Origin of the sequence: Pseudothauera hydrothermalis (genome assembly GCF_003345255.1) — a bacterium.
GTDB lineage: Bacteria > Pseudomonadota > Gammaproteobacteria > Burkholderiales > Rhodocyclaceae > Pseudothauera > Pseudothauera hydrothermalis.
The window spans coordinates 579,729-604,019 of the sequence record NZ_CP029331.1; the positions used below are offsets into that span (position 1 = coordinate 579,729).

A 24,291-nucleotide genomic window follows, 5' to 3' on the forward strand; every position below is an offset into this window, starting at 1 on the left:
TGGAGAAATCGATGCTGTCCAACACCTTGCGCCCCATTGCTCTCACGCTCGCCTTGGCTGCTGTGGGGGGAGTCCAAGCATCCGAGGAGGCGGTTAAAAAAGGGGTCGAAGCCTTCATCGGCGCCCAGGCGGTCGAGTCGGTAAACCGCACGCCCTACGGTGAGCTTTATGAGGTGGTGCTCAAAAGCGGCGAGCTGATCTACACCGACGCCAAGACCAGCTTCATCGTCGATGGCCGTATCATCGATACCAAAACCCGGGCCGATGTGACCCGTGAGCGCCTCAATCAGCTCTCCGCAATCGATTTTGGCAGCCTGCCGCTGGATCAGGCGATCAAACAGGTGCACGGCGATGGCAAGCGGGTGCTGGTGACCTTCGAGGACCCGAACTGCGGCTACTGCAAGCGCCTGGGCAAGGAACTTGTGAAGATGGATAACCTGACCGTCTACACCTTTCTGTACCCCATCCTCAGCCCAGACTCCACCGAGAAGTCGCGCAACATCTGGTGCGCCAAGGACCGCGCACAAACCTGGCGTGATTGGATCGTCGACGGCAAGACGCCGCCGGCGGCCAAGTGCGACAGTAGCGTCATCGACCGCAACGTGGCCTTGGGGCAGCAGCTACGCATCAACGGTACCCCCACCATGTTCCTGGCCGACGGTAGCCGGATCGGGGGCTATCTGCCGGCCGCCGAGTTGGAAAAGGCGCTGTCTGCGGTGGCCAAATAAGGCGCGGCAGCAAGCATTCAGGATTCGCGGGGGCGCGGGCAGCGCCCTGCTCTTTTTCAGGGTTTTGGCGGCTGCAGGCCGCGTGGCCAGAGCACCCACATGCGGCCGCTCTGGCGCATGCGCCCGGCCAGTGCGCCGGCTTCCGGGCCGAAGCCCCAAAAGAAGTCGGCCCGCACCGCGCCTTTGATCGCGCCGCCGGTGTCTTGCGCAAGCACCAGCCGACGCAGCGGACGCTCGGACAGCGGATAGGTGGTGGACAAAAACACCGGTGCGCCCAGCGGGATGCTGCGCGGGTCTACCGCGATGCTGCGCTGCGCAGTAAGCGGCACGCCCAATGCGCCCAGCGGACCGCTACCGGTTGGCGGCAGTTCGCGGAAAAACACATAACTCGGGTTGGCGTTGAGTAGTTCCGACAGGCGCTGCGGGTTGCGCCGCGCCCAAGCCTTGATGCCGTCCATCGAGGCTTCGGCAGGCGACAGTTCGCCCTGGTCGATCAACCAGCGACCGATGGACTGATAGGGGTGGCCGTTGTGATCCGCGTAGCCTACGCGGATCTGTTGACCGTTGGGCAGTTCCACCCGGCCGGAACCTTGCACCTGCAGAAAGAACAGATCGATTGGGTCTTCGGCCCACAGCAATACCGGCGCGACCGCGCCGGGGCCGCGCTGCGCCAGCTCGCCGCGCGAATAGTAGGGCACCACGCGGTTGCCTTCCAGGCGTCCGCGCAAACGCATGTTTTTGAGTTCAGGGTATTGCTCGCCCAGGTCGATGGTCAGCATATCGGGGGGCACGCCATGCATCGGCCAGCGATAGCGCGCGCTGCGTTCGCGGCTGCCTTTGATCAGCGGCTCATAGTAGCCGGTGATCAGGCCATCGCGCCCGCCATCCAGGCGCACGACCGCCCACGGCGTAAAACGGTCCTCGAAGAACTGCCGCGCAACCGCCGGCGACACTGTCTCGCCCAGGTGGTGGGCGGCGGCGCAGACCGCCTGCCAGCCAGGGCGCGTGCCCAGCACCGTGCACGATGCGCGCAGCGCCGGCCAGGCCGCCGCGTGGTCGTCCTCCTCCCAGCCCTCCAGCGCCGACCAGTCGGCCGCTTGCAGCGCCTGTGCGGCGGGGGTGGCGGGCGTTGCCGATGGGGCGTCGGGTTTCGGGCACACCGGACAGGCGGGACAGGGCGTAGGTGCCGGGCAGGCGAGCGGTTCCGGGCTTGGTGCCGGACTGGCGCAGCCGCCTAGCAGCACGGCAAGAATCAATGCGCCAGCCAAGCGGCCGGGCCGTCGTGCGCAAGAGGGGATCATCGAGTCAAGCTTCGGGTTACACTCGGGGCGGGCCCGCTAGTATACCGGCCGTCCGCGCGCTTGCGCGGCGAACGCCGGGGGCGGTGGCAGGCGAACGCCCGGAGGAGTGTGCGATGTGGGTGATTTTTCTCGAAGCCGGCGTCGCGCTGGCGCTGCTTTTGCTCATCGTCTGGGCAAGTTGGCCAAAGAAAAACCGTAACAAACAGGACGAGCAGACCACCGATGAGTGATTCCCAACCCCAAGCGGTGACCGCCATCGCGGACTTTTCACGCCTGATCGAACGCGCCGAGCGTGTGCTGGCACGCCTCGAATCGGTGTTGCCGGGTGAGCCAGAGCCCCCGGACTGGTCCGCAGCCGCCGCCTTTCGCTGGCGTCGCAAGCAGGGCCGCGCCTGGTTGCAGCCGGTGGTCCATCCGCATGTGATCCGCCTCGCCGATCTTCAGGACATCGACGAGCAAAAGCAGCGCATCGACGACAACACCCGCCAGTTCCTAGCAGGCCGGCGCGCCAACAATGTGTTGTTGACCGGTGCACGCGGCACTGGCAAGTCTTCGCTGGTCAAGGCGCTGTTGGCCGAGTACGCGGACAAGGGCCTACGCTTGATCGAGGTTGACAAAGCTGACCTGGTGGATCTGCCGGATATCGTCGAACTGCTCCATGGTCGCCCGGAGCGCTTCATCCTGTTTTGCGACGATTTGTCCTTTGAAGAGGGCGAGGCCGCCTACAAGGCGCTCAAAAGCGTGCTCGACGGCTCTGTGGCCGCGGTGCCGGAAAATGTTCTGGTGTATGCCACCTCCAACCGTCGCCATCTGATGCCCGAATACCATGAGGAGAATCGTCAGGCCCAGCATGTCGATGGCGAAATCCATCCGGGGGAGGCGACCGAGGAGAAGATCTCGCTGTCAGAGCGTTTCGGCCTGTGGGTGTCTTTCTACCCCTTCAGCCAGGACGAATACCTGGCGATCGTCGCGTATTGGCTGGGTGTCTTTGGCCTCAAACCCAAGGCCATTGCGCGTGCCCGTCAAGAGGCGCTGCAATGGGCGTTGATGCGCGGTTCGCGCTCTGGCCGGGTGGCCTGGCAGTTCGCCCGTGATTACGCCGGCCGGCAGACGGACTGAGGCCATGGCAAAAATCGTCGAGGTGGCCGCGGGGGTGATGGTTCGTCCGGATGGCAGCTTCCTGCTTGGCCAGCGCGCGCCCGGCACCTTCTTCCCCGGCTACTGGGAATTTCCCGGTGGCAAGGTGGAGCCGGGCGAGACACCGGCAGGCGCGTTGATACGCGAACTGCGCGAGGAACTCGGTATCCGGGTGCATGCGCTCACTCCTTGGCTGGTACGCGAGCACCATTACGAGCATGCTCATGTGCGCCTGCATTTTTTCGAGGTGCAGGCGTGGTCTGGCGAGGTGAATGATCATGTGCACAGTGCGCTCGCCTGGCAGTGGGCCGACCGCTTGGACGTGGCGCCGATGCTGCCGGCCAACGGCCCTATCCTCAAAGCGCTGCGCCTGCCGCGCATGATGGGTATCACCCATGCCGGCGAAATCGGCATCGCCGCGCAGCTTGCCGCGCTGGATGCAGCCTTGGGTGCCGGCTTACGCCTGGTGCAGGTGCGCGAACCGCTGCTCGATGAGCCGTCGCGCAGCGCCTTTGCCGCTGAGGTGGTACGTCGTGCGCACGCCGCCGGAGCCTTGGTGGTGATCAATGGCGATGCGGCCCTGGCGCGCGCCTGTGGCGCGGATGGCGTGCATCTGCGGGCGGCGCAGTTGGCCGCGCTGGCGGCGCGGCCGGATTTTCTCTGGGTGGGGGCGTCCTGTCACAGCCGCGCGGAACTCGAGCGCGCGGCAGCGCTGGAACTGGATTATGCGGTGCTGGGCGCGGTGCGCGAAACGCCGACCCATCCCGGACAGGCCGCGCTGGGCTGGGATGGCTTTGGACGCTTGGCGGCGGCACTGTCGATACCGGTGCTGGCACTCGGCGGAGTCAGTCGCGCCGATATGCCTGCGGCGCGCGCTTCTGGCGCGCATGGCCTTGCAGCGATCCGCGGTGCATGGGCGGCTTGAGTGCGTCGGTCACGAAGACGAGGGCGGTTTTTGCGTTGCGCGATCGACCTGTTAGTTGTGCCGTGAATCGTGGTCGGCATCGGGCGGCGCGTCGGCCGCCACGCGGTAGCGTTCCGCCGCCCAGGCGCCCAGGTCGATTTGCCGGCAGCGCTCGGAGCAGAACGGGCGATAGCGGCTGTCCGGCGTCCATGGTACCGGCTTGGCGCAGGTTGGACATTTGACGATGCGCGGCGGTTTTTGACTCACGCGCACCTCCTACAAGCTGCAGAAGGTCAGCTCGAATGGTACGTCGCGCTCGGCCAGGCGCGGACGGGAAAGGGTTTCGGGCATGACAAAGCGGATATTCAAAGCATATTTGTTGGCGCTGATCTCAGGCACGACCGCTTCGCCGTGGTGAAGCGTCAGACGCAACATCTGCGCGCTGCGTCCGCTCATGGTGAGCTGGTAGGTGCCGCAGCGTGCGACCTGGCTTTCGGCGCGACCGCTGGCGCGCAACAGGCGCAGCACGATGTTCAGCCCGTCGCGGATCGGCGTCATCGGCGACAGCCACCCTTCCAGATCGCGCCGGCGCTGTTCCGGGTCGCGATTCAACCAGTAGTGGTAGGACGGCAAGTCGAACTGGCAGACCCCGCCCGGAATGGCGGCACGGCTGCGGATGCTCATCAGCCATTCGTTTTCGCGCAGATACTGGCCGATCTTGCCGGCCATGGCCAATAGCGAGGACGAAGCTTGTTCGATCTCGTAGAGTGCGCCGGACAGCGCCTCTTCGGAAATGTCGGGATTGTTGCGGAAGCTCATCAGAATCTGGCGCTGACGTTCGAGCTCCTGCACCAAATCCACTTTGAGATCGGCGCGGCTGGCCACTTCGAGCACTTCGAACAGGGTGAGCAGGGTGACGTGATGATCCTGCGGTACATCCCCGCTCAGGAAATGTCCGATTTTCTGATAAAGATCTTCAAGTCGCAGAAGCGTGCGGATACGCTCGTTCAGAGGGTATTCGTAACTAATCACCGCGCATGGCCTGCTGGAAAGGTCGTTTCTGCCTATTCGGGGCATGATAGCACAGCGGTTTCGATACGATTGGAGGTCATGACCGCGCAGCGAGCGCGAGATAGCGCCGGTGCAGCGCCTCGATTCGCGGCGCAAGCTCAGCGAGGGTGCCGCTGTTGTCGATGACATCGTCGGCCACCGCGAGACGTTCGGCGCGGCTGGCCTGCGCCGCCATGATGGCGCGGATTTGCGCCTCGGGCAGGGCGCTGCGCACTCGCACCCGTTCGATTTGCAGCGCTTCGGGACAATCGACCACGCACAGGCGGTCGCAACGTTTCCGCCAGTGTCCGGATTCAATCAGCAGGGGCACCACCAACACCACATAGGGTGCCTGCGCGGCCGCGCACTGGCGAGCGGATTCGCTGCGGATGAGAGGATGGAGAATCGCCTCCAGCCGGGCGCGGGCGGCCGCATCGGAGAATGCCAGCTCGCGCATCGCTGCGCGATCGAGCGCGCCGTCGGCGGCGATCACCGAGGGACCGAAAGCCGCTTCGATCTGTGCCATGGCGGCTCCGCCGGGCGCGGTAAGTACGTGGGCAATCCGGTCGGTATCGACAACCGCCGCGCCGAGTCGGGCGAAGCCGTCGGCAACTGCGCTTTTGCCGCTGCCGATACCGCCGGTCAGGCCGACGATGTACCGGTGTGTCATCATGGTTGCACGCAACTGCCCGCACGTGCGGTCGACGGCAGCTGGCCGGCGCGGGTGCGCGCGTCGATGAGCGCCTGCGCCCCCTGCACTTCGACCCGATACACGGTGGTGCTGCGGGTACCGATCGAAGCGCTGCGCACACCGAGTTTGCGCAGCCGCTCTAGGTGCTGTACGGCGGCGGCTTCGGTTTTGAACAGACCGAGCGACACCGCGTACTGGTTGGGCCCCGGGTCTTGCACGATGTAGAACTCGTCCACGCCCAGCGCGCGCAGCTCGCGTGCTTTGCGTTCGGCATAGTCGCGGGCGCCGGTGGACGGGATGCGTACCCACCAGCCGCTGATCGCTTCGGCGCCGGTGCGTTGCACGCTGAGCCCGGCGATGTCGAAATGATGCACCACCGCGTCGGCGGCATCGCCGCCTAAGCCGTCGAAGGCGATGCAGCCGATGGCCGGCGGTGCCGTGGTGGAGGGGGCGGGCGTGCTGTCTGCAGCGGGGGGCGGTTCGGCGGGGCGGTCATCGGCGATGAGCGGCGGTTCGGAGGTGGCCACTGCCGGCGGAACCGACAACGGCACGGCGGGTTCGCCTTGCAGCCGGATGCGCTCAGGATTGAGCTGATTGGTCAGCCGCTCCGGTTCGCCGCGCGGCCCACTGAGGCCCAAAAATCCGGTGGACGCGGCCAGGGCGAGCAGGTTGAGCAGCAGCAGAACGATGAACAGCAGGCGCAGCACAGGCATGGCGGATGACCGTGGCGGTGGGAGTCGATCAACCGACCTTGGGCAGGCGGGCGAGCGAGGCGGCTACCGCTTCGGCCGGGTAGTCGAAATTTTCGAGCTGGCCGCTGAAGAAGCGGTCGTAAGCACCCATATCGAAATGCCCGTGGCCGGTGAGGTTGAAGAGAATGGTCTTGGGTTCGCCGGTCTCTTTGCACGCGAGCGCCTCGTCGATGGCCGCGCGGATGGCGTGGCAGGACTCGGGGGCGGGGATGATGCCTTCGGTGCGGGCAAACTGCACGCCGGCTTCGAAGGTGGCAAGTTGGGGGACGGCGACCGCTTCGATCTGACCTTCATGGAAAAGCTGCGAGACCAGCGGCGAGTCGCCGTGGTAGCGCAGGCCGCCGGCGTGAATGCCCGGCGGCATGAAGTCATGGCCCAGGGTGTACATCTTCATCAGCGGGGTAAAGCCCGAGGCATCGCCAAAGTCGTAGGCATATTGGCCCCGGGTGAGCGTGGGGCAGGAGGTGGGCTCCACCGCCACGCAGCGCAGCTTCTCAGCGCGCTTGTCGCCAGCAGCCTTGTCGGCCAGAAAGGGAAAAGCGATGCCGCCGAAGCTGGAGCCGCCGCCGCAGGGGCCAAAGATCACGTCCGGGTAAAGACCGATCTTGTCGAATTGTTTTTTGGCCTCCAGACCGATGATGCTCTGATGCAGCAGCACATGGTTGAGCACCGAGCCCAGGGTGTAGTTGGTGTCGGCGCGTGCCGCAGCCTCTTCTACCGCCTCGGAAATGGCCAGCCCGAGCGAACCCTGGTTGTCCGGGTCGCGCGCCAGCACGTCGCGGCCGGTCTGGGTCATCTCGGAAGGGCTGGCAAACACCTCTGCGCCCCAGGTCTGCATCATCAGACGACGATAGGGTTTCTGGTGGTAGCTGACCTTGACCATGTAGACCCGCACTTCCAGGCCGAACATTTGCCCGGCAAAGGAAATGGACGACCCCCACTGGCCGGCGCCGGTTTCGGTGGTCAGCCGCTTGATGCCGGCTTGCTTGTTGTAGAAGGCTTGCGGCACCGCCGAGTTGGGCTTGTGTGAGCCGGCCGGGGAGACGCCTTCGAATTTGAAGAAAATCCTGGCCGGGGTGTTCAGCGCACGTTCCAGACGCACCGCGCGGACAAGCGGCGAAGGCCGCCAGATCTTGTAGATTTGGCGCACTTCTTCGGGGATGGCAATCCAGCGCGCAGCGCTCATTTCCTGCTCCAGGATCGCGCCGGGGAAGATTGCGCCCATCTGCTCGGGTGTAGCCGGCTTGCCGTCGGGCCCCAGAGGCGGCGCCGGCGGGTTGGGCATGTCGGCCACCACGTTGTACCAGTGGGTGGGAATTTCGTTTTCGTCGAGCAGAATGCGGGTTGCGTCGGTCATGCTATCTCCCTTGCGTTGTCGGGCGGGGCCGGCCCCTTGCCGTTTGGATGTGGGTGAATATTAGCCGATCATGCCGGATCGGCGGCGCAGGTGGCCAAACCGATCAACACCAGATTGTCGATGTGTCGCCAAGGTACCGCGAGCAACTCGGCAAAACGCCCCGCCGCGCCGCCGGAGAGCAGGCACAGCGCCCCGGGTTGGCCGGCGATCTGCGCGAACATGCGCTCGACCGCGCCGATCTGCGCGTGCAGACAGCCGCTGACGATGGCATCTGCGGTGCAGCGCGGCCGGTCGCGGAAGTGGCCGTCGGCCAGCGGCAGTTGCGCGGTGTTGTCGGCCAGCGCACGCAGCATCAGGTCTACGCCGGGCAGGATGATGCCGCCGCAAAACAGGCCGTCGGCATCGAGCAGATCGGCAGTGGTGGCGGTGCCGGCGCAGACCACCAGGCACGGGCCGCGATGCAGCCGACGGGCGCCGATCAGCGCCGCCCAGCGGTCGGCGCCGAGCTGACCGGGAACGGTGTAGGCGCTGTGCACCCCGGCGCGCGCGGCGGTGGCCGTGAGCCATTCGACCGGCAGGCCGGCTGCCGCCAAAGGGGCTTCGAGCTGGGCGCGCACCGCCGGGCCGGCCACGTTGGCGCCCAGGACGCGGTCGATGCCAGGGTGGGCGGCCAGCACCGCGGGCAGCGCCGAGGCCGCTTCGGCATGCTCGAAGCCGCCAGCGGCCCGCCAGTTTCCCGGCTCGGCGCCGCTGTCGGCTACGCTCCATTTGATGCGGGTGTTGCCCGCGTCCAGTAACAGCATCATGAGGCGACCCGCAACGATACCTCCCCCGACAGGATGCGGCTCAGACCCGCCTCGCCGCGTATCAGCAGCGCGCCGTCCTCGTCTACGCCAACGCACAGGCCGGTGAGTTCGCTGCCCTCGCCGCTGATGCGTACCGGCAAATCGGCAAAGGCGTTGCGTTTCTGCCAGGCATTGCGCAAGGCGGCAAAACCCGCGCTCGCGTAGAGCGCGAAAAGGTCATGCAGTTCGGCCAGCAGCAGCCCGAGCAGGGTGGCGCGATCTGGTAGCGGGCTGCAATGGGTGGCAAGGTCGGTGACGCCGGGCTGGTCGGGGATATGGGCGTCGGCGGGCAGTTTCAGGTTCACGCCGATGCCAATCACCGCGGCCGGGGTGCGTCCGCGGCCGGGGACTAGCTCGACCAGGATGCCGGCAAGCTTCTCGCCGTGCACCAGCACGTCGTTGGGCCACTTGAGTTGCACGCCCTGGACGCCGAGTTTCTCCAGCGTGCGGGCGAGCGCCAGCCCCGCCGCCAGCGACAGGCCGGCCGGCACCGGACTGCCGGGGGCAAAGCGCCACAGCGTGGAAAAGGTCAGGCTGCCGCCGGGCCAGGATTGCCATTGGCGTCCCCGGCGGCCACGTCCGGCGGTTTGCCGCTCGGCCACCAGGACATGAATGCGCCCATCGTCGGCCGGGGGATGGGCGACCAGTTCAGCGTTGGTCGAAGCGCATTCGTCGACCACGCGCAGGGCGAACGCCTCGGCACGTTGGCCGAGCGCGGCGTGCGTCAGCGCGGGGTCGAACGCGGGGCTAGGGGCGATGGGGCTTGCGGCGCGGCCAGTCATGACGGAGTTGAGGGCTTGGAAAGCCCGCATTATCCGTCATTACCCGGACATGCACGAGCGTGGTGCGCGGCGTGTTTGCGGGCTAGGGTGCCCTGTCGCCGGAGCTGCCGCCGTGCTCGTCGTCCATGCCCAGCTCTTGAATTTTGCGGGTGATGGTATTGCGCCCGATGCCTAGAAGTTGTGCAGCTTCGATGCGTCGGCCGCCGGTCATGTTGAGCGCGCGGCGGATCAATGTGCGTTCGAACTCGCGGCTCAGCCGGTCGAACACCTCGTGCGGGTGGGCGGCAAGCAAACGGTCGGCCTCGGTGCCGAGCGCGTCGGTCCAGCTCACCGGCATCTCGATGTTGGGCTGGTCGCGCATTTCGGGGGGCAGATCGGCTACTTCCACGGTCTGGCCCGGTGCCATGACGGTGAGCCAATGGCAAAGATTCTCCAACTGGCGCACATTGCCCGGGAAGGCCAGCGTTTGCAGGTGCCGGAGCGCAGCTTCCGAGATGCGCTTGGGTTCCACGCCCAGTTCCTGGGCGCTGCGTTGGAGAAAGTGGCGCACCAAGATGGGGATGTCTTCGCGACGCTCGCGCAGCGCGGGCAGGCGCAGACGGATGACGTTGAGACGGTGGAACAGATCCTCGCGGAACAGGCCCTGACGCACACGTTCTTCCAGGTTCTGATGGGTGGCGGCGATGACCCGCACATTGGCTTTGATCGGCTGGTGACCGCCAACGCGGTAAAAGTGGCCGTCTGAGAGCACCCGCAGCAGGCGGGTTTGCAGCTCCGGCGGCATGTCGCCAATTTCGTCCAGGAACAGCGTGCCGCCTTCTGCTTGCTCGAAGCGCCCGCGGCGCTGGGTGGTTGCGCCGGTAAAGGCGCCGCGCTCATGGCCGAATAATTCGGATTCGAGCAAATCGCGCGGAATGGCGGCGGTGTTGATGGCAATGAAGGGCGCCTCGCGACGCGGGCTGTGGCGGTGCAGGGCGCGGGCGACCAATTCTTTGCCGGTGCCGGATTCGCCGTTGATCAGCACTGTGGCATGCGACTGGGACAGGCGGCCAATGGCGCGGAACACTTCCTGCATCGACGGTGCCTGACCGAGAATCTCAGGGGCCAAGGTGGTCTCCAGGTCTGCACCGGCTTGGTGCGCGCTCTGATCGATCGCTCGTCGAACCAGTGCAACCGCCTGATCCACGTCGAACGGCTTGGGCAGGTATTCGAAAGCGCCGCCCTGGAAGGCGGCAACCGCGCTTTCCAGGTCGGAATAGGCGGTCATGATGATCACCGGTAATTGCGGGTGGCGGGCTTTGACCTTTTGCAGCAGTTCCAGGCCGGATTCGCCCGGCATGCGGATGTCGGACACCAGCACTTTGGGCGGCTGCGTCTCATCGCCCAGCGCCCGCAGCGCTTCGCTGGCCGAGCTGAAGCTGCGGTGGGGGATGTCCTCGCGGCTGAGCGCCTTTTCCAGTACCCAGCGAATGGAGCGGTCGTCGTCAACGATCCAGACTGTATTCATAAGTCATGCACTGTTCTGGTGCGGGCGCCATCCGACTGTAGCTCAGACGCGCTCGGTTATGGGTAGCAGAATCGTGAAGCAGGTTCGCCCGGGACGGCTGTCGACTTCAATCATGCCTTGGTGCTGTTCGATGAAGCTTTGCGCCAGCGATAGCCCCAGCCCGCTCCCGCCTTCCCGCCCCGAGACCAGCGGATAAAAGATTTTGTCGCAGATCTCCTCGGGGATGCCGGGACCGTTATCGATGACCTGCAATTCCAGTGCCAGTTTGAAGCGGCGTTTGGCCAGCGTAACCTGACGGGCGATTCGGGTACGTAGGCAGATTTCGCCGCGACCGTCGAGTGCCTGCGCGGCGTTGCGCGCAATGTTGAGGATGGCTTGGATGAGCTGCTCGCGGTCGGCGGTCAGTTCCGGCAGGCTGGTGTCGTAGTCCCGACGCACCGAAAGTTCCGGGAATTCGGCGAGTATCAGGCGGCGCACGCGCTCGAGTACATCATGGATGTTGAGCTGTCCAGGACGCATCATGCAATGCGAGGTCAGCAGCCGGTTCATTAGATCCTGCAAACGGTCGGCTTCGGCGATGATGACTTCGGTGTACTCGCGCAGCAGCGGGTCGGTGAGTTCGCGCTCGAGCAACTGGGCCGAGCCGCGGATGCCGCCCAGCGGGTTCTTGATCTCATGGGCAAGATTGCGGATCAGCTCGCGGTTGGCCTGTTGCTGCTGGAGCAATTGCTCTTCGCGTGCGACGCGCAGTTGCGCATCGATCGGGCGGAACTCCAGCAGCAGGGCGACGCCTTCGGCCTCGATCGGACTGACCGTGCAGTCCAGGTGCAGCACGTCGCTGCCCGGACGCTGAATGCGCAGGTCCTGCCCGGTGTAGCTCCAGCTGCTGTGCAGGGCGTTGTGCAGCGCGGCCGCGAGGCCGGGCGGGTCGCCGAGCAGACGGGCCAGCGGCTGGCCGAGTAGCTTGCGCTGGCTGATGGCGAAGAGATTTTCCGCACCTGGGTTGAGGTAGCGCACGATCAACCCAGCATCGACCAGCACGACGGCCGACGAGAGCAGCTCCAGTCCGGCGAAGGGGCCGGTGGTGACGAGTGGATGAGTGGGGCGAGTCATGGGCGCGGTCTGGGTGAGCTGTGTTGATTCATAGCAAGACCCACGCCAGCATCGCCAAACTACTTCAACTCCCGCAGCTCGCGCTTGAGGGCATCGATATTGCGCTGATGCTGTGCGACCTTTTCCTTGAACGGCGCCAGGCGGTCGAGTACGCGCTGGTAATTGCGCTCGTCGCCATGACGCACGGCTTCCTGTTCGGCCAGCGCTTTTTGCGCGTCGGCCAGCGCGGCTTCTTCCTGCGCCAGTTCGTTTTCCAATATCTGGCGGCGCGATTGGTCGCGCTGGCGCTGGAGATCTGGATTGACCCGCGGGAAGTTCGGTGAGGCGGCCGCCGGCGACGGGCTGGGGCGGGCCGCTGGCGCGGGCACCGTGGACACCGCTTGGTCCAGGGACAACGGCTTGCAACCTTTGGTGACCGTCCGGTCGTTGGTGTACGTGACCCGCCCTTCGTCATCGACGCATTTATAAACCTGTGCGTGCGCCGAGGCGGCTAGGAAAGTAAGCAGTAGAAGCAGTCGGTGCATCGGTAGTATGGCCGGGTGAAATACGCTGGGAATATGACTAACGGTTGGTCGCGGTGGTTCTGCGAGCCGGCCACAGGATTAGACCCGATAAAAAAGGGACGGGCAATGCCCGTCCCTGCTCTGGCGACTGAACGGCCTGGATTACAGGCTGTAGTACATGTCGAATTCCACCGGGTGGGTGGTTACGCGCAGGCGGTTGACTTCCTCGGATTTGAGCTCGATGTAAGCATCCAGGAAGTCATTGGAGAACACGCCGCCGCGGGTCAGGAACTCGCGATCCTTGTCCAGCTCGGCCAGTGCCTGATCCAGGCTGAAGCACACGGTCGGGATCTTGGCGTCTTCTTCCGGCGGCAGGTCGTAGAGGTTTTTGTCGGCCGGATCGCCCGGATGGATCTTGTTCTGGATGCCGTCCAGACCGGCCATCAGCAGCGCGGCAAAGCACAGATAGGGGTTGGCGGCCGGGTCCGGGAAACGCGACTCGATGCGACGGCCCTTGGGGTTGGCCACATACGGGATGCGGATCGAGGCCGAGCGGTTGCGGGCGGAGTAGGCCAGCTTGATCGGCGCTTCATAGTGCGGCACCAGGCGCTTGTAGGAGTTGGTCGCCGGGTTGGTGATCGCGTTCAGCGCCTTGGCATGCTTGATGATGCCGCCGATGTAGTACAGCGCGGTCTCGGACAGGCCGGCGTAGCCGTTGCCGGCAAAAAGATTCTGGCCGTCTTTCCAGATCGACTGGTGCACATGCATGCCGGAGCCGTTGTCGCCGACGATCGGCTTGGGCATGAAGGTGGCGGTCTTACCGTATTGATGGGCCACCTGATGGACGATGTATTTGAGCGTCTGGGTCCAGTCGGCGCGACGGGTCAGGGTGTTGAACTTGGTGCCGATTTCGCACTGGCCGGCGTTGGCCACTTCATGGTGATGCACCTCAACCGGGATGCCGACGCCTTCGAGGGCCAGCACCATCGCGGCACGGATGTCGTTGAGGCTGTCGACCGGCGGAACCGGGAAATAGCCGCCCTTGACCTTCGGACGGTGGCCGGTGTTGCCGCCTTCGAACTTGTCGGCGGTGGCCCAGGCGGCTTCCTCGGAGATGATCTTGCTATAGACGCCGGACATGTCGACCGACCATTCGACCGAGTCGAAGATGAAAAACTCGGGCTCCGGACCGAAATAAGCAGTGTCGCCGATGCCGGTGCTCTTCAGATAGGCTTCGGCGCGCTTGGCGATCGAACGCGGGTCGCGGTCATAACCCTTGCCGTCGGACGGCTCGATCACGTCGCAGGTCAGCACCAGGGTGGTTTCGTCGAAGAAGGGGTCGATGTAGGCGGTGGCAGCGTCCGGCATCAGGATCATGTCGGAGGCCTGGATGCCTTTCCAGCCGGCGATCGACGAACCGTCGAACGGGTGGCCGTGCTCGAAGTGTTCTTCTTCGAAAGCCGACACCGGCAGACCGACGTGCTGCTCCTTGCCGCGGGTGTCGGTAAAACGCAGGTCAACGAAGCGCACTTCGTTTTCCTGGATCATCTTCATGACGTCTTGGGCGTTCATATTCACTCCTGGTGAGATGAGGCGAAATTCGGTTAACGGTCATTCCGTTGCGGCGCAGTGCAGCAGGAACCGTGCCATACGGTCGGGGGAGCCGTTCGGCATTGTGCCACAAGGGGCATGGGCTGGGCGGGGGTCTAGAGTGCATCAATATGGTGCGTTGCTTGAATGAGTGCGCACCGTCATGGTGCTATGCGCTGATAGAACGCGATGCTACGGTAGGTCGGGTTTTGCGCAATCCTTGCCGCGACCCGCTGCCTGAGTGCATCGGGAGGCACGAGCGGGCCACAAGGCAGCAGAACTTCGACTTCTGCGCGGTCGCCCAGATAATGGATGTCTACCCGTAGTGGCGCCGGTCCATCCGCACCCATTAGCTCATGCACCAGGGTGGTGACTTGTTGCCGATCAGGCAGCGGCCCCGGCGGCACCACGTGAAGCTCGCCGTCGTCTTCGGCATCGATGTGCACCAGCATTTCTTGGACTTCGGGATGTGCGGCGCGTACACGAAAATACACCGCGTCTGAAATGCGATGCCCTTCGGAGACGGTGATACGCGGATCGACCCGCACATGGGCGTCGCACAACACTTTGTCGGCCATGCGTCGGGTGCGCAAATCGTGCAGGCCGATCACACCGGGCGTCTGGCAGATGGTGCGCCGCAAGCGCTCCAGCTCTTCTTCGCTCAGACCGGTGTCGATCAGTTCGCGCACTGCCCGCCAAGCCAGACGAACCCCCATATGCACGATCAGAAAGCCTACCACCGCCGCAGCCAACGGTTCGAGAAACGGATATCCAGCCAGGCTGCCGCCGATACCCGCCGCTACCACCAGTGAGGAGGCGGCGTCCGAGCGCGCATGCCAGGCGTTGGCCTCCAGCACCGGCGCTTGGAGTCGACGTGCGGCTCGGAGCGTGAAGCGAAATAGCCCTTCCTTGGCGGCGAGGGTGAAAACCGCCATCACCAGTGCCACCGGATGCAGGCTGGGCAATTGGTCGATGCTTTGCAGACGAAGGCCGGCGCTCCATAAAAAGCCCAATCCCACCCCGACCAACACCACCCCCAGAGCCAAGGAAGCGGCCGTTTCGATGCGCCCGTGGCCATAGGGGTGGTTCTTGTCGGCCGGCTCCGCGCCGCTGCGCGCAGCAAACAGCACCATGATGTCGGTCAGCAAATCGGACAGGGTGTGGGTGGCGTCGGCGACCAAGCTGAACGCATTGGCGAACAGGCCGACGATGACTTGACCGATGGCAAGCGCCGCATTGGTAACGATGGCCACCAGCGTGACCCGCTGGATGGACGCACCGCGCGAGCGTTCGGTCGGCACGGCAGACAAGGGCCGGGTGGGCGAGTCGGAGGCAGGCATGTGTTGGGGATAACGGCGGGGTATACTCGTTCGTTGTCAGCCATTTTATCGGACTCTTCGATGGGAACTCTCTCTGATCTGCTCACACTGGCGGCACAGCGTGCCCAGCAACTCAAGCTGCCTTACCAAGGTGCGCTGACCCCACAGGAGGCTTGGCAGGTGTGGCAGCACGCGCCGGGCGCCAAACTGGTGGATGTGCGCACCCGGGCCGAATGGGAATGGGTCGGGCGGGTGCCTGGAGCGGTGGAAATCGAATGGCAAAGCTGGCCGGGTGCTCAGCCGAATCCCAATTTCATCGCGCAGTTGCGCCAGCAAGTCGACCCGGAAGCGCTGGTGATGTTCTTGTGCCGCTCCGGCGCGCGCTCGGATGCCGCGGCGCGTGCGGCCGGCGGCGCCGGCTATGCCAATTGCTACAACATCCTGGAAGGTTTCGAGGGCGACCGCGATGCCAACGGCCAGCGCAACCGCATTGGCGGCTGGCGGCATGCCGGTCTGCCTTGGTTTCAGGGCTGATACCGGCCCGCCCCCAACGAGTCATTGCCGAGATCGCGCATCATGAAAGTCGCTACCATTGCCTTCGACCGCTTCAACGCCCTGCAAGACGACCAGGCTCAGGAACGTATCCGCGCCGCGCGCGCGCGCCTGGGCAGCAAGGCGGTGCTCCTGTGCCACCACTATCAACGCGCCGACGTGTATTGCCATGCCGATCTGACTGGCGATTCGCTCAAACTCGCACGTCTGGCGTCCGAGACCGATGCCGAGTTCATCGTATTCTGCGGTGTGCATTTCATGGCCGAGGTCGCGGACATTCTCTCCAAACCTGGGCAGACCGCAATCTTGCCGGATCTGGCGGCCGGCTGTTCGATGGCCGACATGGCCAACCTTGCCAAGGTGGAGCGCTGCTGGCGGGAGCTTGCCGAGGTGTTGGGCAAGCCGGATGCGCTGATCACTCCGGTCACCTATATCAACTCCGCGGCCGACCTGAAGGCTTTTTGCGGTGAGCACGGCGGTATCGTGTGCACCTCGACCAATGCGCCGACCATCCTCGATTGGGCCTTCGCCCAGCGCGAAAAGGTGTTGTTCTTTCCCGACCAGCACTTGGGCCGATGGACCGGGTACAAAAAAGGTATCCCGCTCGACGAGATGGTGGTCTGGGACCCGGACCTGGAATACGGCGGCCTTACGCCGGAACAGATCCACAAAGCCAAGATTTTGCTGTGGAAGGGTCACTGCTCGGTGCACCAGATGTTCCAAGAGAGCCATATCCGTCGCTGGCGCATGCAGAACCCGGACGGTTTCGTGATTTCCCATCCGGAGAGCAATCTGGAGGTGTGCCTCAACTCCGACTACGTCGGTTCCACCGAATACATCATCAAGACCATCGCCGCGGCGCCAGCCAACACCAAATGGCTGGTGGGCACCGAGCTGAACCTGGTCAACCGGCTAGCCGAGGAAATGAAGCCGGCTGGCAAGATCGTGCAGTTCATGGCCCCCACGGTGTGCATGTGCTCGACCATGCAGCGCATCGACCCGCAGCATTTGGCCTGGGCGCTGGAGAATCTGGCCGATGGCAACGTGGTCAATGCGATCCGGGTGCCGGCGCATGAGGCGGAACTGGCCCGTGTGGCGTTGGATCGCATGCTGGCCGCGTCCTGAACGGCCTGTTGGCGGGGTGGCCGGGCTTGTACAAAAGGAATGTATCGCTGCGGATCATGAAAACCTTCAACACCGCTGGTCCTTCGGTCCCGGGCGACCACCACATGCTCGATCCGCTCTCGCGCATCGACCTGGCCGAGATCGAAGCGCTGATCGACGCCAAGCGCTACTTCGTGTTGCTCGCCCCGCGCTAGACCGGCAAGACCACGGCGCTCTTGGCGCTGATGCACCACCTCAACGCCCAGGGGCGCTAGCGCGCGCTCTACTGCAACATCTAAGCCGCACAAGCCGCCCGCGGCAACGTTTCTGAGGTCATGGCCGCCATCGTCAAAGCACTGGCCAACGCGGCCTCGATTTATTGGCAGAACGAGGCGGCAGCACAAACGGCACGCGCGCGCCTTCACGAGGCCGCGACGGGCCAGCGCTTCGAGCCGGCGATCTACCCGGAGCTGTGGGCCGACACTGAAGGCCAGCCGTGGCTGGTCAACGCGCTGGGGCATGAACTTACCTGGAACATGCGTGCGCGCTGCGTGATCGCAGCCGTCCGATCACGCGTCCCTTGGGAAGCCAAAATCTGGCAGCACAGCGAAACCCGCGAGAGTCGCCTCGTCGGCGTGTGGGGGGCGTGATGCGCAGCCATACAAAGGCGCGGGCTCATAGGCGGATGAAGGCGGCGATCTTCGGGTCGCGCCGCAGTTCGGCCAAATCCTCTGAAGAAGGGAGTTGCGGGCGGTCGCGGGTCGTGTTGACCATGCACAAAAAGCCCAGGTGCCCCCCTTCGCTGGCACGGAACTGATGCCAGCTCATGGCCGGAATATGGATCAGATCATGGACGCGCACCGCGCGCACTTGGTTGCCTACCAGACAGGCCCCGCCGCCAGACAGAATCATCACCGCGTGCTCATGCCGGTGGCGCTCCAGCGTTGAATGTCCGCCGGGGCCGATCTCGAAGTAGCGTAACTCGCAAGCCAAGGCTTCGGTGCAAAACAGCACTTGGCGGCTGATGTCGCGAAAGGGTGCGCTGCCTTCCGGTTTGTATTCGAGTACTTCGACCTGTTCCCAGCGTCGGGTCGGGCGGGCCTTGCGGAACACGGGGTGGCTCATCGTGTATCTCCTGTGGCGTGTACGCGCTCGACAAAGGTTCGCGCTGCGTGACCGAGGTCTGGCGCTTCGAGTAACGCGCCGCCGATCAGCAACATCACATCCGGGCCGTAAAAGGCCACCATTTCCTCGATCCGCGCCGGGCTCATGCCGCCGGCCGGCACCGGCAGCGCAGCCGGCAGCGTGCCCCAGGGGGCGCGCGCCGCCTCGGCAATTGCCCGGCAGGTTTGCGGCGTGTAACTAAAGCGCCCGCCGTGGTTGGGAAAGATGACTGCATCGGCCCCGGCCAAGCGGAATAGCTTGCCGATCAGCGTCGGCGGGGCGATGCGCGCCGCACCGCCCAGCGCCGGGTGGGCGAGAAGCGGTAGCCCCTCATCGGCCAGTTCCTGCAGTGCGCCCAGGCCGCAGACCATGGGCGCCAGCATTAGCATGCCGACCCCGGCATCGCGGGCGATGCGCAATTGTTCGCGCAGTCGCCGCGGCCCGCCGCCCAGGCTGGGCGCATAGACGCAGCGATGACCGCTGCTGCGATTGGCCGCGTCGATAGCGCGCTGCACCGCGGCGACCCGGCGGGCGAAGGGGGCGTCGACCTGATCGGCCAGGCCGTGATCGTCTTTGACGATGTCGATGCCCGCGGCCGCCAGCTTGCCGGCCAGCGCGGCCAGCGCCTCGGGGCTGCTGCCCTGGGGTTTCAACGCGCTGCAGGTGAGCGGGCGGCCGCTGGCGATGCCGCAGTGTTCGCGCAAACCTGCGATGCCAAAGCGCGGTCCGCCAAAACCTGCCAGCGCCGCCGGCGGCATTTCCACATCCACCAGTTCCACCTCTGGCTGTAGCGAACAGTTGCCGAATAACATGTTCATCAACTGCCCGGCCTCGAAGCCGATGGTGTCCAGTGCCAGGCTCAAGACGACGCGAAAATGCGCTTCGCCGTCGGCTTCGATGGATTCGACACGGCCGACGATGTGCTCCAGGATGCGCGCCTCGCCAATGGCCGTGGTGGGCATTTCCACGCTTTGTTCCACCGCCAGCGCGGCAGCGCGGCGCTCGATTTCGGCGGCGGTGCAGCGGATACGGTAGCTTGCCTGCAGTCTGTGCATGAAACGGGTTTAATTTTTAGCGGTTAGAACGCATATTATGCCCCGTGGCCGGACGGTGTCCGGCGCCTTGACCGCCTCATGAAGCTGCGCATCTGCACATATAACATCCACAAGGGGTTTTCGCAGTTCAACCGTCGCATGGTAGTGCATGAGCTGCGCGAGCGTTTGCACGCTCTGCAGGTTGATTTGGTGTTTCTGCAAGAGGTGCAGGGCATGCATCTGGGCCATGCCGCCCGCCATGCAGACTGGCCTGCTTTTCCTCAGCACGAGTTTTTGGCTCAGGATATCTGGCAGCAAACGGCATACGGCGGCAATGCGGTCTATGACCATGGCCATCACGGCAATGCGATTCTGAGCAGCTATCCGATTTTGCGCGTCGAAAATCAAGATGTGTCCGATCATCGCTTCGAACGTCGCGGTCTGCTGCATTGCGAAGTTGCGCTGCCTGCGTCGGTGGCAAAAGTGCATTGCGTGTGCGTGCATCTTGGCCTGATGGCCGGCAGCCGGCGGCGGCAAATGGCGGCGCTGGCTGCGCGCATGGAGCGCTGGGCCGATGACGGTGCGCCGCTGATCATTGCCGGAGATTTCAACGATTGGCGTAACCGGGCCGATGAGCTCATCGGGCGCCGGTTGGGAATGGTCGAAGCGTTCAGCGCCGGGCATGGGCACCCGGCGCGCAGCTATCCCAGCCGTTTGCCGGTACTTAGGCTCGACCGTATTTATGTGCGCGGCTTCCGTGTCCGCGAGGCGCGGGTGCATTTCGGTCCGCCGTGGTCGCAGTTGTCCGACCATGCCGCGTTGACCGCCGAACTGGAGCTTGCAGTGTGACCGCGTTCGTTTCCGGCAATGCCATTACACTGCTGGAGACCGGGCAGGCTTATTTCCCGGCGCTGATCGCAGCACTGGATGCGGCAACCCGGGAAGTGTTCCTGGAGACTTACCTTTTTGAAAACGACCTGGTTGGTCGCCGGGTGGCTGCTGCGCTTGCGCGCGCGGCGCGGCGCGGGGTGCGGGTGAGAGTGCTGGTCGATGGATTTGGCGGACGCAACTTCGTGCGTGAGCTGATGCCGGTGCTGGAGGCCGACGGCGTGCAGGTGCTCATTTACCGGCGCGAAGTGCGTGCGTTGTCCTTGCGCCGTCATCGTTTGCGGCGTATGCACCGCAAGCTGGTGGTGGTCGATGGCGAGTTGGCCTTCGTAGGCGGGATCAACATCATCGACGACTTTGACCGCAACGCGCCGCAGCGGCCGCGCTTCGACTATGCGTTACAGGTGCGGGGGCCGGTGCTGGAACACATTCTGGCCGCGGTGCACCGTTTGTGGCGGTTGGTGTCATGGGCCAGCTTCCGCCGCCGGCTCAACGATGCGCTGCTCGCGCCGGCGCGTACCGATGCGGCCGGCCATATACGCGCGGCGTTCGTCATTCGAGACAACATCCGTCACCGGCATGACATCGAGGACGCCTACCTGGCGGCCATCGGCAGGGCAGAGCGCGAAGTCGTGATTGCGTGCGCGTACTTCTTTCCGGGCCGACGCTTTCGCCACGCCCTGGTCGATGCGGCGCGCCGTGGCGTGACCGTGATCCTGTTGCTGCAGGGCCTGGCCGATCATCCCTTATTGGCCAGCGCCAGCCGGGCGTTGTATCCATATTTTCTGGCCCAGGGTATCCGCTTGTTTGAATATCACCAAAGCTATCTGCACGCCAAGGTGGCGGTGGTGGACGAATACTGGGCCACGGTCGGGTCGAGCAACATCGACCCCTTCAGCTTGCTGCTGGCGCGTGAGGCCAATCTGGTGATCGAAGATCGCGGCTTTGCGTGTGAGCTGCGAATGCGTCTGGCGCGAGCCATTGACGAGGGCGGCCGCGAATTGCATCGGGATACCTGGCGCCGTCAGGGATTCATGCGCCGACTGGGAAGTTGGCTGGCTTACCAGTTTGTGCGCCTTGCCATCGGCTTGGCGGGCTACGGTGGCAAGCATTGAGTGCGCCGCGTGCGCCTTGCCGCTTAACGGTGCGTCGGCAAAATCGGGCGGCGGGCGGAGATGACCCCGGTGTTGACGCCCATCCAGTTCAAGCCACCGAACAGGCGGGCGTATTCGATCTTTATGCAGCGGTCCATGACCACCCGCATGCCGCCGGCCTCGGCCCGGCGGGCGGCCTCCTGGTGAATCACGCCAAGCTGCATCCAAAATACCTTGGCGCCGATGGCCAGCGCGTCATCGATCAGAGGTGGCACCTCCGCGGGTTTGCGAAACACATCGACCATGTCGACCGGTACCGGGATGTCACGCAGACTGGGGTAGCACTTCTGGCCAAGGATCTCGTCGTAGGCGGGGTTGACCGGGATGATGGTATAGCCGCGCGCCTGCATGTACTGAGCGGCAAAGAAACTGGGTCGGTGCCAGTTGGCCGACAAACCCACTACCGCAATCGTGCGGCATTCCAGTAGCACCCGGCGCAGTCCGTCAATATCGTCGATCATGGTTTCACTCTCCCCCGGCCGAAGGCGCTAGGCGGTGCAGACCGGGCGCCGGAATGGCGCGCCGGCGGGGCACGCGGGCGATCGACCAGTGTGTTTGCGCCCACTGCCAAATCTCTGCCAGCGGCGCGCCGGCAAGCTGTGACGGAGGATTTTGGCCCAGAAAAGCCAGCGCCGCCAGCAGCGCAGCACCGGGCGGCAGCTCGTCGATGGCCCGCGCCAAGGTCTGTTTGGATAGTTTCTCGCCGGCGGCGTTGGTGGCCACCGGCAGGTGGGCGTAATGCGGTTCGGGCATGCCCAGCAGGCGTTGTAGATAGCGCTGGCGGCCGGTTGAATCGAGCAAGTCGGCGCCACGCACCACATGGGTGACGCCAGCGTCGGCATCGTCTACGACCACCGCCAACTGGTAAGCGAACAGGCCGTCTGCGCGCAGCACCACAAAGTCGCCAAGCTCGTGCTCCAGGTCTTCTAGTTGGGCGCCTTGCACCGCGTCATCGAAGGCGATGCTGCCGGCTACCCGCACCCGCCAGGCCCGCGCCAGCCGTCCCGGCGGCAGGCCGTTGCGGCAGGTGCCGGGGTAGATGCGCGAGCCGTCGCGTGCCAAGAGCGCCTGGGCAAGCTCGCGGCGGCTACAGGCGCAGGCGTAAGCGTGGCCTGCCGCTTTGAGGCGCTCGAGCGCGTCGGCGTAAACCGCGAGGCGCCGGCTCTGCCACACCGGCTCACCGTCCCACTCAAAGCCAAAGCGTTCGAGCGTGCGCAAAATACCGTCTGCCGCGCCGGGAATGCAGCGCGGGGTGTCCACATCCTCGATCCGCAGCAGCCAACGCCCGCTATGGCGGCGCGCCTCCAGGTAACTGCCTGCGGCGGCAATCAGCGAACCGAAGTGCAAGGCGCCGGTGGGCGAAGGCGCGAAACGGCCGACGTAGGACGGGGCAAGCGGGGTGTTCATGGCTCGCTGCGATCGTACCATCGGCGCATCAGGGCTCTACGCGGGCGACCTTCTCCTTGCCGAACCGGCTCACTTGCACCGTGACCCGATTCGAAGCGTTTTCACAGCTTGCAGCGCATCCAGCGCGCTGCCGGACGATAGGGCAGTGGGTCAGTACGGTCAGACGTTGAACAGCGATTGTGACTGCAAGTCATTGAATGAACAGTTCACCATGCTGCTCCATTACTAACTTTTCAATAAGTAGTGTCAGCCCAGGATATAGCGGCACTCTGGCTGCCTAAAAAATGACTTCACGAGTTCGGGGAGCTTCTGGATGCTACGCAAAGCACGGAGTGCGAGTCGCTTCATCTCCTCGGCGCTCTCGACCAACTGGCTCGAAACCTTCCGCTTCACATGAGCCCAGACTGTTTCGTCCGGGTTCAGCTGCGGCGAGTAAGGCGGCAAATAGAACAACTTGAGCTTGCCGTCCAAGCTCTCGATGTAGCTCTTGACCATCTTTGCCTTGTGAATCGGATGACCATCGACGATCAGAAAGACCGGTTTCTCGGCATTGAGCATCAAGCGCTTGAGGAACTCGACGAACACTTTCGCACCGACCGAGCCCTCATGCAGCATGAACCGAAATTCGCCCTGCGTGCCGACGGCCGAGATCATGTTCAGCGAGAAGCGCCGACCCGTCGCCTGCACCACCGGCGTCCGGCCTTGTGGCGCCCAAGTCGTGCCGGTGTGGTAGTCCGAGCGGATGCCCGACTCGTCGCCAAAGTAGATCGTTGCTCCGAGCCGCTTGGCTTCAGCGCGAATCGCGGGGTAGGTCTCCGTCTCCCAAGTGCGCACCAGGACGGGGTCTTGCTGCCACGCCTGGTAGAGCGGCTTCTGGGCGCTGAAACCCAGGATCTTCATCAGGCGGTGAACCGAGGAGACCGACAGCTCTTTCTTGAATTGGCGTTTGATCAAGTGACGAATCAGAGACAGCGTCCACAAGCCGAACTCGAACTTGAACTGCTGCGGGTTGTGGTCACGAACCGCATTGGCAATCCACGAAAGCTCCTCGGCGCTGAGTTTGCTCGGGCGTCCCGGAATCGGCTTGGCGAGCAATGCGTTCTGTCCGCCATTGGCAAAATCGGCGAGCCACCGGAAAACGCTGCGCTCATTCACGCCATACGCCGCCGCGACGCTTTGCACCGTCTGCCCGTCACGTACCGCTTTGACGGCCTGCTGCCGCATGACCTGCAAGGTGTGATGATCGAGAGCTCGGCCGTCGGAAAGTCGTTTGCATTTCATAGGCCATATTATCGCTCACATGACACTACTTATGGGAAACTCAGTAAAAAACATACTCATGTTTGTACTCAAGAAACTCAGCATTGAGTATGTTCAACCGTGATCTGGCGCCGTTGCGCCGGCTCGGA

Annotated in this window: 27 protein-coding genes; 9 read left to right on the forward strand and 18 right to left on the reverse strand. The window is 64.4% G+C overall.

From position 1 onward, the window contains the following. Window positions 1-11 precede the first annotated feature (11 nt). Window positions 12-728 carry a DsbC family protein gene (locus DIE29_RS02845; RefSeq protein ID WP_114649153.1) on the forward strand — a complete coding sequence of 239 codons (717 nt, stop codon included), beginning with the start codon at window positions 12-14 and terminating at the stop codon, window positions 726-728. Between the two features lie 56 nt (window positions 729-784). Here DIE29_RS02845 and mltA read toward each other — a convergent pair whose 3' ends face one another. Beyond that, window positions 785-2,029: a murein transglycosylase A gene (gene mltA / locus DIE29_RS02850; protein WP_205409767.1), complete on the reverse strand. Its 1,245-nt coding sequence runs from the start codon at window positions 2,027-2,029 to the stop codon at window positions 785-787. A gap of 222 nt (window positions 2,030-2,251) precedes the next feature. On the opposite strand from mltA, the gene DIE29_RS02855 reads away from it, so the two are divergent. Together DIE29_RS02855 and DIE29_RS02860 are read left to right on the forward strand one after the other, a co-directional pair. Further along, a complete protein-coding gene (locus tag DIE29_RS02855; protein WP_114649154.1) occupies window positions 2,252-3,148 on the forward strand; it encodes an ATP-binding protein in 897 nt (298 codons plus the stop codon). 4 nt (window positions 3,149-3,152) lie between these two features. Continuing rightward, window positions 3,153-4,091, forward strand: a complete 939-nt coding sequence (locus DIE29_RS02860) for a Nudix family hydrolase (protein WP_114649155.1) — start codon at window positions 3,153-3,155, stop codon at window positions 4,089-4,091. Window positions 4,092-4,142: 51 nt separating this feature from the next. On the opposite strand, the gene DIE29_RS02865 is transcribed toward DIE29_RS02860, so the two are convergent. From DIE29_RS02865 to DIE29_RS02920, 12 genes are all read right to left on the reverse strand, one after another. Beyond that, a complete protein-coding gene (locus DIE29_RS02865; protein ID WP_102043076.1) occupies window positions 4,143-4,337 on the reverse strand; it encodes a DNA gyrase inhibitor YacG in 195 nt (64 codons plus the stop codon). Between the two features lie 9 nt (window positions 4,338-4,346). Next, the gene (gene zapD, locus DIE29_RS02870) at window positions 4,347-5,102 is read right to left on the reverse strand and encodes a cell division protein ZapD (RefSeq protein ID WP_102040921.1); all 756 of its coding nucleotides are present in this window, start codon (window positions 5,100-5,102) and stop codon (window positions 4,347-4,349) included. A gap of 76 nt (window positions 5,103-5,178) precedes the next feature. Next, window positions 5,179-5,790: a dephospho-CoA kinase gene (gene coaE / locus DIE29_RS02875; RefSeq protein ID WP_418333297.1), complete on the reverse strand. Its 612-nt coding sequence runs from the start codon at window positions 5,788-5,790 to the stop codon at window positions 5,179-5,181. Further along, window positions 5,790-6,524: an SPOR domain-containing protein gene (locus DIE29_RS02880; protein ID WP_114649156.1), complete on the reverse strand. Its 735-nt coding sequence runs from the start codon at window positions 6,522-6,524 to the stop codon at window positions 5,790-5,792. The genes coaE and DIE29_RS02880 overlap by 1 nt, the downstream gene beginning before the upstream one ends. A gap of 28 nt (window positions 6,525-6,552) precedes the next feature. Further along, window positions 6,553-7,920 carry a TrpB-like pyridoxal phosphate-dependent enzyme gene (locus DIE29_RS02885; protein WP_114649157.1) on the reverse strand — a complete coding sequence of 456 codons (1,368 nt, stop codon included), beginning with the start codon at window positions 7,918-7,920 and terminating at the stop codon, window positions 6,553-6,555. A 68-nt stretch (window positions 7,921-7,988) separates the two neighbouring features. Further along, window positions 7,989-8,726: a type III pantothenate kinase gene (locus DIE29_RS02890; RefSeq protein ID WP_114649158.1), complete on the reverse strand. Its 738-nt coding sequence runs from the start codon at window positions 8,724-8,726 to the stop codon at window positions 7,989-7,991. Further along, window positions 8,723-9,547 (reverse strand): biotin--[acetyl-CoA-carboxylase] ligase, encoded by an 825-nt coding sequence (locus DIE29_RS02895; protein WP_102040926.1) that lies wholly within the window; start codon window positions 9,545-9,547, stop codon window positions 8,723-8,725. Before DIE29_RS02895 ends, DIE29_RS02890 begins: the two co-directional genes overlap by 4 nt. An 82-nt stretch (window positions 9,548-9,629) precedes the next feature. Then, a complete protein-coding gene (gene ntrC / locus DIE29_RS02900) occupies window positions 9,630-11,054 on the reverse strand; it encodes a nitrogen regulation protein NR(I) (RefSeq protein ID WP_102040927.1) in 1,425 nt (474 codons plus the stop codon). Between the two features lie 42 nt (window positions 11,055-11,096). Further along, on the reverse strand, window positions 11,097-12,167 hold the full coding sequence (glnL, locus tag DIE29_RS02905; protein WP_108079592.1) for a nitrogen regulation protein NR(II): 1,071 nt from the start codon (window positions 12,165-12,167) through the stop codon (window positions 11,097-11,099). Window positions 12,168-12,226: 59 nt separating this feature from the next. Then, window positions 12,227-12,691, reverse strand: coding sequence for a DUF4124 domain-containing protein (locus DIE29_RS02910; protein WP_114649159.1), 465 nt, complete (start codon window positions 12,689-12,691; stop codon window positions 12,227-12,229). A 141-nt stretch (window positions 12,692-12,832) separates the two neighbouring features. After that, a complete protein-coding gene (glnA, locus tag DIE29_RS02915) occupies window positions 12,833-14,242 on the reverse strand; it encodes a type I glutamate--ammonia ligase (protein WP_114649160.1) in 1,410 nt (469 codons plus the stop codon). Between the two features lie 179 nt (window positions 14,243-14,421). Further along, window positions 14,422-15,600, reverse strand: a complete 1,179-nt coding sequence (locus DIE29_RS02920; protein WP_114649161.1) for a cation diffusion facilitator family transporter — start codon at window positions 15,598-15,600, stop codon at window positions 14,422-14,424. A gap of 60 nt (window positions 15,601-15,660) precedes the next feature. On the opposite strand from DIE29_RS02920, the gene DIE29_RS02925 reads away from it, so the two are divergent. The 4 genes from DIE29_RS02925 to DIE29_RS02935 all read left to right on the forward strand — a co-directional run bounded on the left by DIE29_RS02925 (window position 15,661) and on the right by DIE29_RS02935 (window position 17,885). After that, window positions 15,661-16,113 carry a rhodanese-like domain-containing protein gene (locus DIE29_RS02925; RefSeq protein ID WP_114649162.1) on the forward strand — a complete coding sequence of 151 codons (453 nt, stop codon included), beginning with the start codon at window positions 15,661-15,663 and terminating at the stop codon, window positions 16,111-16,113. Between the two features lie 42 nt (window positions 16,114-16,155). Further along, the gene (nadA, locus tag DIE29_RS02930; protein WP_114649163.1) at window positions 16,156-17,256 is read left to right on the forward strand and encodes a quinolinate synthase NadA; all 1,101 of its coding nucleotides are present in this window, start codon (window positions 16,156-16,158) and stop codon (window positions 17,254-17,256) included. Window positions 17,257-17,312: 56 nt separating this feature from the next. Then, window positions 17,313-17,450, forward strand: a complete 138-nt coding sequence (locus DIE29_RS14540) for a hypothetical protein (RefSeq protein WP_162860584.1) — start codon at window positions 17,313-17,315, stop codon at window positions 17,448-17,450. Between the two features lie 120 nt (window positions 17,451-17,570). Then, the gene (locus tag DIE29_RS02935) at window positions 17,571-17,885 is read left to right on the forward strand and encodes a hypothetical protein (protein WP_114649164.1); all 315 of its coding nucleotides are present in this window, start codon (window positions 17,571-17,573) and stop codon (window positions 17,883-17,885) included. Window positions 17,886-17,910: 25 nt separating this feature from the next. Here DIE29_RS02935 and DIE29_RS02940 read toward each other — a convergent pair whose 3' ends face one another. Both DIE29_RS02940 and DIE29_RS02945 read right to left on the reverse strand, forming a co-directional pair. Next, complete coding sequence (locus DIE29_RS02940; RefSeq protein ID WP_114649165.1) at window positions 17,911-18,360, reverse strand: cupin domain-containing protein; 450 nt, start codon at window positions 18,358-18,360, stop codon at window positions 17,911-17,913. Then, window positions 18,357-19,454: a RuBisCO large subunit C-terminal-like domain-containing protein gene (locus tag DIE29_RS02945; protein ID WP_114649166.1), complete on the reverse strand. Its 1,098-nt coding sequence runs from the start codon at window positions 19,452-19,454 to the stop codon at window positions 18,357-18,359. The genes DIE29_RS02940 and DIE29_RS02945 overlap by 4 nt, the downstream gene beginning before the upstream one ends. 78 nt (window positions 19,455-19,532) lie before the next feature. Between DIE29_RS02945 and DIE29_RS02950 the strand changes: the two genes are divergently transcribed. Then, on the forward strand, window positions 19,533-20,282 hold the full coding sequence (locus tag DIE29_RS02950; RefSeq protein ID WP_114649167.1) for an endonuclease/exonuclease/phosphatase family protein: 750 nt from the start codon (window positions 19,533-19,535) through the stop codon (window positions 20,280-20,282). Beyond that, entirely contained in the window at window positions 20,279-21,436 is a 1,158-nt protein-coding gene (clsB, locus tag DIE29_RS02955; RefSeq protein ID WP_114649168.1) for a cardiolipin synthase ClsB, read from the forward strand. The genes DIE29_RS02950 and clsB overlap by 4 nt, the downstream gene beginning before the upstream one ends. A gap of 23 nt (window positions 21,437-21,459) precedes the next feature. Here clsB and DIE29_RS02960 read toward each other — a convergent pair whose 3' ends face one another. The 3 genes from DIE29_RS02960 to DIE29_RS02970 all read right to left on the reverse strand — a co-directional run bounded on the left by DIE29_RS02960 (window position 21,460) and on the right by DIE29_RS02970 (window position 24,163). After that, a complete protein-coding gene (locus DIE29_RS02960; RefSeq protein ID WP_418333193.1) occupies window positions 21,460-21,936 on the reverse strand; it encodes a CoA-binding protein in 477 nt (158 codons plus the stop codon). A gap of 4 nt (window positions 21,937-21,940) precedes the next feature. Next, window positions 21,941-22,882 carry a tRNA glutamyl-Q(34) synthetase GluQRS gene (gene gluQRS / locus DIE29_RS02965; RefSeq protein WP_114649169.1) on the reverse strand — a complete coding sequence of 314 codons (942 nt, stop codon included), beginning with the start codon at window positions 22,880-22,882 and terminating at the stop codon, window positions 21,941-21,943. 246 nt (window positions 22,883-23,128) lie between these two features. Beyond that, window positions 23,129-24,163: an IS630 family transposase gene (locus tag DIE29_RS02970; protein ID WP_114649170.1), complete on the reverse strand. Its 1,035-nt coding sequence runs from the start codon at window positions 24,161-24,163 to the stop codon at window positions 23,129-23,131. Between the last annotated feature and the right edge of the window lie 128 nt (window positions 24,164-24,291).

What these genes read in the sequence shown, in the direction of transcription:
- DIE29_RS02855 (WP_114649154.1), top strand. Translation starts at nt 2,252, where the DNA reads ATGAGTGATTCCCAACCCCAAGCGGTGACCGCCATCGCGGACTTTTCA.
- DIE29_RS02940 (WP_114649165.1), bottom strand. Translation starts at nt 18,360, where the DNA reads ATGAGCCACCCCGTGTTCCGCAAGGCCCGCCCGACCCGACGCTGGGAA.
- DIE29_RS02950 (WP_114649167.1), top strand. Translation starts at nt 19,533, where the DNA reads ATGAAGCTGCGCATCTGCACATATAACATCCACAAGGGGTTTTCGCAG.
- gluQRS (WP_114649169.1), bottom strand. Translation starts at nt 22,882, where the DNA reads ATGAACACCCCGCTTGCCCCGTCCTACGTCGGCCGTTTCGCGCCTTCG.
- DIE29_RS02935 (WP_114649164.1), top strand. Translation starts at nt 17,571, where the DNA reads ATGGCCGCCATCGTCAAAGCACTGGCCAACGCGGCCTCGATTTATTGG.
- DIE29_RS02885 (WP_114649157.1), bottom strand. Translation starts at nt 7,920, where the DNA reads ATGACCGACGCAACCCGCATTCTGCTCGACGAAAACGAAATTCCCACC.
- DIE29_RS02860 (WP_114649155.1), top strand. Translation starts at nt 3,153, where the DNA reads ATGGCAAAAATCGTCGAGGTGGCCGCGGGGGTGATGGTTCGTCCGGAT.
- mltA (WP_205409767.1), bottom strand. Translation starts at nt 2,029, where the DNA reads ATGATCCCCTCTTGCGCACGACGGCCCGGCCGCTTGGCTGGCGCATTG.
- nadA (WP_114649163.1), top strand. Translation starts at nt 16,156, where the DNA reads ATGAAAGTCGCTACCATTGCCTTCGACCGCTTCAACGCCCTGCAAGAC.
- DIE29_RS02920 (WP_114649161.1), bottom strand. Translation starts at nt 15,600, where the DNA reads ATGCCTGCCTCCGACTCGCCCACCCGGCCCTTGTCTGCCGTGCCGACC.
- DIE29_RS02845 (WP_114649153.1), top strand. Translation starts at nt 12, where the DNA reads ATGCTGTCCAACACCTTGCGCCCCATTGCTCTCACGCTCGCCTTGGCT.
- DIE29_RS02970 (WP_114649170.1), bottom strand. Translation starts at nt 24,163, where the DNA reads ATGAAATGCAAACGACTTTCCGACGGCCGAGCTCTCGATCATCACACC.
- DIE29_RS02880 (WP_114649156.1), bottom strand. Translation starts at nt 6,524, where the DNA reads ATGCCTGTGCTGCGCCTGCTGTTCATCGTTCTGCTGCTGCTCAACCTG.
- DIE29_RS02960 (WP_418333193.1), bottom strand. Translation starts at nt 21,936, where the DNA reads ATGATCGACGATATTGACGGACTGCGCCGGGTGCTACTGGAATGCCGC.
- DIE29_RS02890 (WP_114649158.1), bottom strand. Translation starts at nt 8,726, where the DNA reads ATGATGCTGTTACTGGACGCGGGCAACACCCGCATCAAATGGAGCGTA.
- DIE29_RS02910 (WP_114649159.1), bottom strand. Translation starts at nt 12,691, where the DNA reads ATGCACCGACTGCTTCTACTGCTTACTTTCCTAGCCGCCTCGGCGCAC.
- glnA (WP_114649160.1), bottom strand. Translation starts at nt 14,242, where the DNA reads ATGAACGCCCAAGACGTCATGAAGATGATCCAGGAAAACGAAGTGCGC.
- ntrC (WP_102040927.1), bottom strand. Translation starts at nt 11,054, where the DNA reads ATGAATACAGTCTGGATCGTTGACGACGACCGCTCCATTCGCTGGGTA.
- coaE (WP_418333297.1), bottom strand. Translation starts at nt 5,790, where the DNA reads ATGACACACCGGTACATCGTCGGCCTGACCGGCGGTATCGGCAGCGGC.
- DIE29_RS02895 (WP_102040926.1), bottom strand. Translation starts at nt 9,547, where the DNA reads ATGACTGGCCGCGCCGCAAGCCCCATCGCCCCTAGCCCCGCGTTCGAC.
- DIE29_RS02925 (WP_114649162.1), top strand. Translation starts at nt 15,661, where the DNA reads ATGGGAACTCTCTCTGATCTGCTCACACTGGCGGCACAGCGTGCCCAG.
- glnL (WP_108079592.1), bottom strand. Translation starts at nt 12,167, where the DNA reads ATGACTCGCCCCACTCATCCACTCGTCACCACCGGCCCCTTCGCCGGA.
- DIE29_RS02945 (WP_114649166.1), bottom strand. Translation starts at nt 19,454, where the DNA reads ATGCACAGACTGCAGGCAAGCTACCGTATCCGCTGCACCGCCGCCGAA.
- DIE29_RS14540 (WP_162860584.1), top strand. Translation starts at nt 17,313, where the DNA reads ATGAAAACCTTCAACACCGCTGGTCCTTCGGTCCCGGGCGACCACCAC.